General features: G+C 48.0%; 8 protein-coding genes and 1 pseudogene. All 9 read left to right on the top strand.

What is annotated here, in order from left to right; genetic code table 11:
- Window positions 1-197 precede the first annotated feature (197 nt).
- Window positions 198-410: pseudogene (locus J4G02_20755) on the top strand (cadherin repeat domain-containing protein).
- A gap of 419 nt (window positions 411-829) precedes the next feature.
- A complete protein-coding gene (locus J4G02_20750) occupies window positions 830-1,525 on the top strand; it encodes a T9SS type A sorting domain-containing protein (protein MCE2396956.1) in 696 nt (231 codons plus the stop codon).
- Between the two features lie 171 nt (window positions 1,526-1,696).
- Entirely contained in the window at window positions 1,697-2,185 is a 489-nt protein-coding gene (locus tag J4G02_20745; protein ID MCE2396955.1) for a hypothetical protein, read from the top strand.
- Window positions 2,186-2,456: 271 nt separating this feature from the next.
- Window positions 2,457-2,783, top strand: coding sequence for a hypothetical protein (locus J4G02_20740; GenBank protein MCE2396954.1), 327 nt, complete (start codon window positions 2,457-2,459; stop codon window positions 2,781-2,783).
- Between the two features lie 429 nt (window positions 2,784-3,212).
- On the top strand, window positions 3,213-3,440 hold the full coding sequence (locus J4G02_20735; protein MCE2396953.1) for a DUF433 domain-containing protein: 228 nt from the start codon (window positions 3,213-3,215) through the stop codon (window positions 3,438-3,440).
- A complete protein-coding gene (locus J4G02_20730) occupies window positions 3,437-3,601 on the top strand; it encodes a DUF5615 family PIN-like protein (GenBank protein ID MCE2396952.1) in 165 nt (54 codons plus the stop codon). The genes J4G02_20735 and J4G02_20730 overlap by 4 nt, the downstream gene beginning before the upstream one ends.
- Before the next feature lie 236 nt (window positions 3,602-3,837).
- The gene (locus J4G02_20725; GenBank protein ID MCE2396951.1) at window positions 3,838-4,317 is read left to right on the top strand and encodes a hypothetical protein; all 480 of its coding nucleotides are present in this window, start codon (window positions 3,838-3,840) and stop codon (window positions 4,315-4,317) included.
- 80 nt (window positions 4,318-4,397) lie between these two features.
- Window positions 4,398-5,426: a hypothetical protein gene (locus tag J4G02_20720; protein MCE2396950.1), complete on the top strand. Its 1,029-nt coding sequence runs from the start codon at window positions 4,398-4,400 to the stop codon at window positions 5,424-5,426.
- A gap of 66 nt (window positions 5,427-5,492) precedes the next feature.
- A complete protein-coding gene (locus tag J4G02_20715) occupies window positions 5,493-6,863 on the top strand; it encodes a hydantoinase B/oxoprolinase family protein (protein MCE2396949.1) in 1,371 nt (456 codons plus the stop codon).
- Window positions 6,864-6,883: the final 20 nt, after the last annotated feature.

Below are 6,883 nucleotides of genomic sequence, written 5' to 3'. Positions count from 1 at the left end.
TCCTTGTTGATAGCGCAATTCTAATTCTTAAAGGAACGGGGGAGAATCCCAATCCTTTAGGTTTGGGAGTATGTCAAACCTTGGTTGCTAATAAGCTCGCCAGCGGTTCATGGGAAATAGAAGAGATTGCTGGTAGCACAGCACCCTCAACAACAAATACCGCACCGACATTCACTTAGGGGGTAAGCACCACCCGCACAATCGCTGAGAACACCGCAGCCAATACAAACATCGGCACTCCCGTCGCAGCAACGGACGCGGACAACGACACCTTGACTTACACGATCGGTGGCACCGATGCCGCATCGTTTGGTATTAATAGCAGTACCGGACAGTTGCAAACCAAGGCTGCGCTCGACTATGAAACCAAAACTGCTTATACGGTAATAATTACCGTCTCCGATACCGTGGGCGCAGGCGCAATCGCAGGTTACGATCAGGGATTCACCGCAGAAATTCCTGTCACTGCGATACAAAAATCAAATGCCACGGTGAGTATTTCGCCCGTGTTGGTCGTATCCTCTGACATCGGAGAGGAGTTGACATTCAGCCTCAATATCACAGGTGGAGAAAACGTCATAGGCTATCAAGTGACGGTGTCGTTTGATGACTTTGCCCTCGAGCATATGAAGAGTACCAACGGCGACTATCTACAAGCGGACGTATTTTTTGCGGACCCGATTATCACTTACGACTGGCTAGGCGATACGTCCCTTGGGGAACCAATATTCTCTGTGAAGGTAATACTTGCCGCAAACACACTCGCCGAGGCGAGTAATGGTGACGGAACACTTGCCACCCTCACGTTCAAGGTTGATGACTTTAAGCCATCCACGTTGACCTTATCCCAAGTCTACCTTGTCGATTCAGATGGAACGCGTTGGGAAGCCACTACCCAGAACCGGCAGAAGAAACTGTGGGGGATATCAACCGCGATGGCGTGGTGGATATCCTAGATTTGACAATCGTTGGCGCGCGTTTCGGTCAAAGGGGGCAAAACAGTGCAGATCTCAACGGAGATGGTCTTGTCGATATCGTTGACCTCGTCCTTGTTGCCAGCGAGTTTGGCGGGGACGCAGCTGCACCCTCCCTATATCCGCAGGCATTGGAATTGCTCACCGCCGCAGACCTGCGTCAGTGGCTCAACCAAGCACAGCAGTTGGCGCTGACAGATTCTGCCCATCTGAACGGCATCGCGGTGCTGGAACAACTCCACGCAGCGTTAATCCCGCAGGAGACTGTCCTACTGCCCAACTATCCCAATCCGTTCAACCCAGAGACGTGGATACCCTATCGGTTGGCGGAGGACGCTTCCGTGGCGTTGACCATCTATGACCAAAGCGGTCAGATTGTCCGTACACTTGATGTTGGGCATCAAGCTGCAGCATCCTATGAGACCCGATCGAAAGCCATCTACTGGGATGGTCGGAACGAAATCGGTGAGCAGGTAGGGAGCGGTGTGTATTTCTATCATCTATCCGCCGGAGACTATTCCGCCACGCGGAAAATGCTCATCTTGAAGTAGGAAAGGAGTTAATATTCTTGAAAGAGCCATCTGTAGGCGGGGCAGCCTGCCCGCCGCCCTATCTGGACATCGGTTTAATAAGACAGAAAGGAAGATAGGCGTTTGTTGTCTGTTTTCCTTTCATATCTCGATCAAAAATCTAAAGCTTATTCTAACTTAAAAGGAGAAAAAATGTTTGGACAAGCAATCCCCCGTTCGTTTTCGTGGGTAGTTACCCTTTATGCAGTGCTTATTATCGGAATTATTGGCTGTGGTGGTGATGATGACGATAATGATTGGGTTGGTACATGGAGCATCGAAACCATTGATGGTCAGAGTTTAGACCAAACTTTTGCGGAAGATTTTGGAGAAGAAAGCATAAATCCTTCTATTGTTACTAACAACTGGACATTTGATAGTGATGAAACAATGGAAGGGGAATTCGCTGTAAAGCTTGAAGCGAAAGAGGGAGGCACCGAATTTTCAGTACAGAGTTCAGTTAAAATAATGGGTACTTACTCTCTATCTGGCTCCAACTATACACTCACAATCACAACGGAAGGAGAAGCATCTACTTTTTTTGGAGGTGCAGACGAAGACACCGGCACATGGTCTAGAGAAGGGAATACTCTCACACTAAACAGCGATGATGGTTCGACCATTGTCTTCAAAAAGCAATAAAACCTAATCGGGTTAACACCTTTACTTGAAGTTTGAATTGAGGGTGGATAGACCGTTCTTTAGGCTGCCGCGCCAAGATTCATTTCCAATTACATTTGGGGTTTCCTTTTCTCGGAATTACGTTCCCGGTGGTTGCTTGTTCTGATTTTAAAGTTAGCTTGAATCGTCGAATTAGGGGATACATATCTTCTGCCATCTTTTCTGAGAAACCGAGTTTTTTAGAAAAACTCGGTTTCTGATTGTGATCAAAAAAAATCATTTGGAGATCTAAATGAAATTCGACCCACTCTGGATACAAATCTTTGGCGCAACCTTATCAATCCTGTTATTTACCTCCCTTTTCTTCGTTGGTTGCGGTGCCTCTGAAGAGGACAACAGCCAGCCATCCATTGAAACAATAACTGGAAATGCAGTGGGAAAGGCAACGATCACTGTTTCTGCCACAGACAACAGTGGACAGGACAGCGCGACAGCAGTCCCAGTAACATGGGAGCTGGACTGTCAGAAATGTTCCCTAATGACTGCCTCTACATTTGACAACAATCATGTGAGTATGAAGGCAGTAGGAACAATTTATTCAATTCGCATGGCAACCTGAGCAGGTGCACCACTATCTCCTTTACTTGAAATGTCCAGAGAAAACAAAAGTGTCTCGCGAAGGCAGGCATACAATCAGAGAAGAAAAACCGAAAACTATAGTGGACCTTAGAATTAATGGGACACTCCAAACCGGTGTGGTTAGGAAAACGAAACTACCATTCTATCGTTTGGTAGGTGCTGTTTCTAACCGCACCTACCGGTGGGTGAAAGTGTTTATTTATTTTTAGAATTCACTATAAATAGTCGTAGCCAAGTACTAAAAAGCGTTGACTTACAGCCCGATTTTGTAGTATTCTGGCCGCCATGAACGTCGTCGGGCAATTCATCGTCGGTTTCTCAAGATATGTCATGAATGGCACGATAGCTCATTTTAACCGTAAAGGTGTTGATCTGTTTTACCTTAAATAAGGACAGAGGGAGACTAAAAATGGCAGAAATTGTTGTAAACCCGAGGATACTCGGAGGAAAACCAATCATCAAAGGAACTCGCATATCCGTGGAGTTCATCCTTGACTTGCTTGCTTCCGATGTGAGTGAAGAAGATATTCTCAAAGACTATCCACATTTAACCAAAGAGGAGATTCACGCTTGCCTCAGATATGCGGCTCGTTGCTACAAGAATGAGGTATACCTAGAGCTGGAGCCAGTCCCATGAAATTTCACCAGCTACGAGTCCTCACCGACGAGAATGTCTCTCCAAAGGTTGTGGCTTTTCTCAGAAATCACGGTCTTGACGTGTTGGACACGAAGGAACAAAAATGGCATGGCAAAAGTGATGACGAGTTGCTTGAAATTGCGTATCATGACAATCGCTAGGTGTTGACTCATGATGCGGATTTTGGGACGTTAGCTATTCATGAAAATCAGCCTTATCTTGGTATCATTTTTCTGCGGATTAGGAACCTGAAGTCTTACTTATGGGGTCATTTGATATACCCTACAAGTAACGAAAGATTGATAAAAAGAAAAACAGGTGTTTGTTGCCTGTTCTTCCACTGCACTTTTCTCAAAAATGTAAAGTTTATTCTAACCTGAAAGGAGAACAGATAAAAATGTATGGACAAGTAATCCCCCGTTCATTTTTGTGGTTAGTTAGCTTGTGTGCAGTTCTCATTATCGGAATCATCGGTTGTAATGAAGGTGGAGGTGGAGGTGGAGGGAGTTTTGGTTATGAAGAAGATGATAATGACTGGGTCGGCACATGGGCACTCGAAACCGTTGATGGTCAGAATTGGGCACAGTTTCTTGGGGAAGATGGAGCAAATATCTCCATCATTACCAACGACTGGACATTTTATAACGATGGAACGTTGGAAGCAGATGTCGTCTTTGAACTTGAACCCAAAGGCGATAAAGTAATAACGATTTCAAATAGAGCAAGGGGCACTTACACCCTAACTGACTCCATCTACGAACTCAAATTTGAAGGAACTGATTTTTTCAAAGATTCAACCGGTACATGGTCTAGCACATGGAGTGCTCTCACACTAAACAGCGATGATGGTACAACCATCGTCTTCGGAAAGCAATAAAACCGCATCGGATTGACACTTCTGGCAGGTAAATAACCCGAGTAGCTACTTCCGACTTGATAAGAAAGGATTGAAGGAGCATGAAAAGGATTTGGAGTTATCTGTTAGGTTTTGCTTTGCTCGTTTTACCTGTTGCCCCCGCTGTTGCACAAGCTGATACCCCTGCCGTCTGTCTGCTTGGAGACCATCCCGGCATCCCCGAATCTGATGTACAGACCGCGGCACTGTTGGTCTGTGATGCGCTGCGCAAGCAGGGTATATCGGTCAGCGATCCCGTTTACGAGGCACCCGCCTCAGCGAATGCCTATCACGTTGTTTTGCGCCGTCTAGGTGAGAAGATTATCGTGCGCTTGAGTCACGAAAACCCCGTCGGAACGATTATCACTGAGCAGCAGATGACCTTGGCAAATATCGAGGAGATGATCCCAGCAGCACCGAGACTGGTTGATGCACTTGTCCACGACAAACCGATTGATGCCACGGTTGATATGGAGAGCGTTACCGAACAGGAGGCTCGCGAACTCCGCAAGATATCGGGGGAGTCCCTTTGGAATATAGGAATTTTCGGCACCTTCATCCCCGGTACGGATATAACCGCCGAAGCAGGCTATGGATTCGGTTGGTCGTATGAGACACCCTCCTATGCTGTGGGGAGTGAGTTTCGGGTTAGTGGACGCAACGTGTTTGACGAAACCGCAACAACTGAGATTCAGGATAGTAAAGGTGACAGTTTTTCCTTCTTCGCTTGGTCAATCGGTGGACGCTACTTCTTCAACAAACGAAATATCTCGCCCTATGTGGGCGGTGGACTCGCCATAGTCGCAGTCAGCTACGACACACAAGCAACAAGCAACGTAAAGTACAAAAAGTACTGGATCGGTGATGAGTGGGAGTCTAGGTCCTACGACTATACTGATTCCGCAGACGATACCGGTTTGGGCATCTACGGTGTCGTCGGAATAGAGGTGCTGCGCCTTACTCAGAGCCGCTTGAACATTGAATTACGACTGGATAGACCGTTCTTTACGTTAGACAATGGAGATATAATGCCGATAACATTTGGTGTCTCCTTTTCTCGGAATTATAATCCCGGCTGTTGCTTGTTCTGATTTTAGCGTCGGTTTGAATTGACGAATTAAGGACAAATGCCTTCTACCTTCTGATTAAGGAAACAAATGAAAACAGAAAAATCAATCGACAGCGTCACACTCACCATCATCAATAACTACCTTGTCAACACCTGTCGCGAGATGGGATTGGCAATGATGAAGACTTCATACTCCTCCATCTTTAACGAAGGGCTGGATTTCTCCTGTGTTATCTTCGATCGTGACGGCGAGATGGTGGGTTATGCAGAGTTTTGTCCCGCCCAGATCGGTGCGATCCTCTACACCATGCAGTGGACGATCGCCGAAATCGGTATAGAGAACCACAATGATCCCTACCGCGGCGGCTGCCACATGCCGGAACATACAGTGATCCAAGCGGTCTACCACGATGGCGAATTATACGGGTTCATCGGCAACATCGCCCACGTCACGGAGATTGGTGGGAAAGCGGTCGGCGGTTTTGCGGCAGATGCCAAAGAGGTGTACCAAGAAGGGCTCCGATTGCCGCCGGTCAAGATTATTCGAGAAGGTGAGCCCGTTGAGGACATCTGGAAAATTATCCTCGAAAACCACCGGACACCGCGCACCTCTTGGGGCGATTTCCACGCGATGCTCGGATCCCTCAACGTAGCGGAACGGCGACTCCATCAACTGCTTGACCGCTACGGGTTCGATGAAATTCTCACCGCAGGGAAGCAGCTCATGGACTACTCGGAGACACGGATGCGGGCAGAAATCCGAGACATCCCCAACGGCGAGTACCAATTCGATGACTGGATCGAAAATGATGGAGTCGTTCCTGACAAGCAATATCGAATCAACTGTACAGTCATTGTGGAAGATGAAAACATCCTCTTTGATTACACCGGCTCAAGCCCCCAAGCGCGTGGTCCCTGTAACTGCACGTACGGTGTGACGGCGTCTGCGACTTTTAATGCAATGCTCAACATTACCGACCAGACCATCCCTCGTAATTCAGGCTGCGCCGGGCTCCGTAGTAAATGTGTAACACCCAGGTCCCAGTGGCGGCGGCAATTCCGAGATCCACGAGCGGATCGTCGATGTCCTGTTCGGCTGCCTATCAGGTGCTGTGCCGGAGCGCGTCGCTGCAGCGACCGGTGCCAGTTCATGCAATTTCCTTTTCGGAGGGATACACCCAAATACAGGTCAGTATTACGCAAACTACCACATCGACGGCTGCGGCTGGGGTGGCAAGGCAACCGGCGACGGCAATCACACACAGTGCCCAATCAACGGAAATTGCCGGAATACCCCGGTCGAAGTCTTCGAGACACGCTATCCTTGGCTGACGAAAAGGTATCGCATCGTCGAAGATTCGGGCGGGCACGGTCAGCAGCGCGGAGGGTGTGGCAGCGAAAGGGTTATCGAAGCACTTGCACCGGAAATTACCGTTTCGAGCTTTATGGACAGGCATGAGACAGGGGCGTGGGGACTAT

The organism is Candidatus Poribacteria bacterium, assembly GCA_021295755.1.
GTDB lineage: Bacteria > Poribacteria > WGA-4E > WGA-4E > PCPOR2b > PCPOR2b.
The sequence above is the reverse complement of the archived record's forward strand: the minus strand, read 5'-3'. Positions and strand labels throughout refer to the sequence as shown.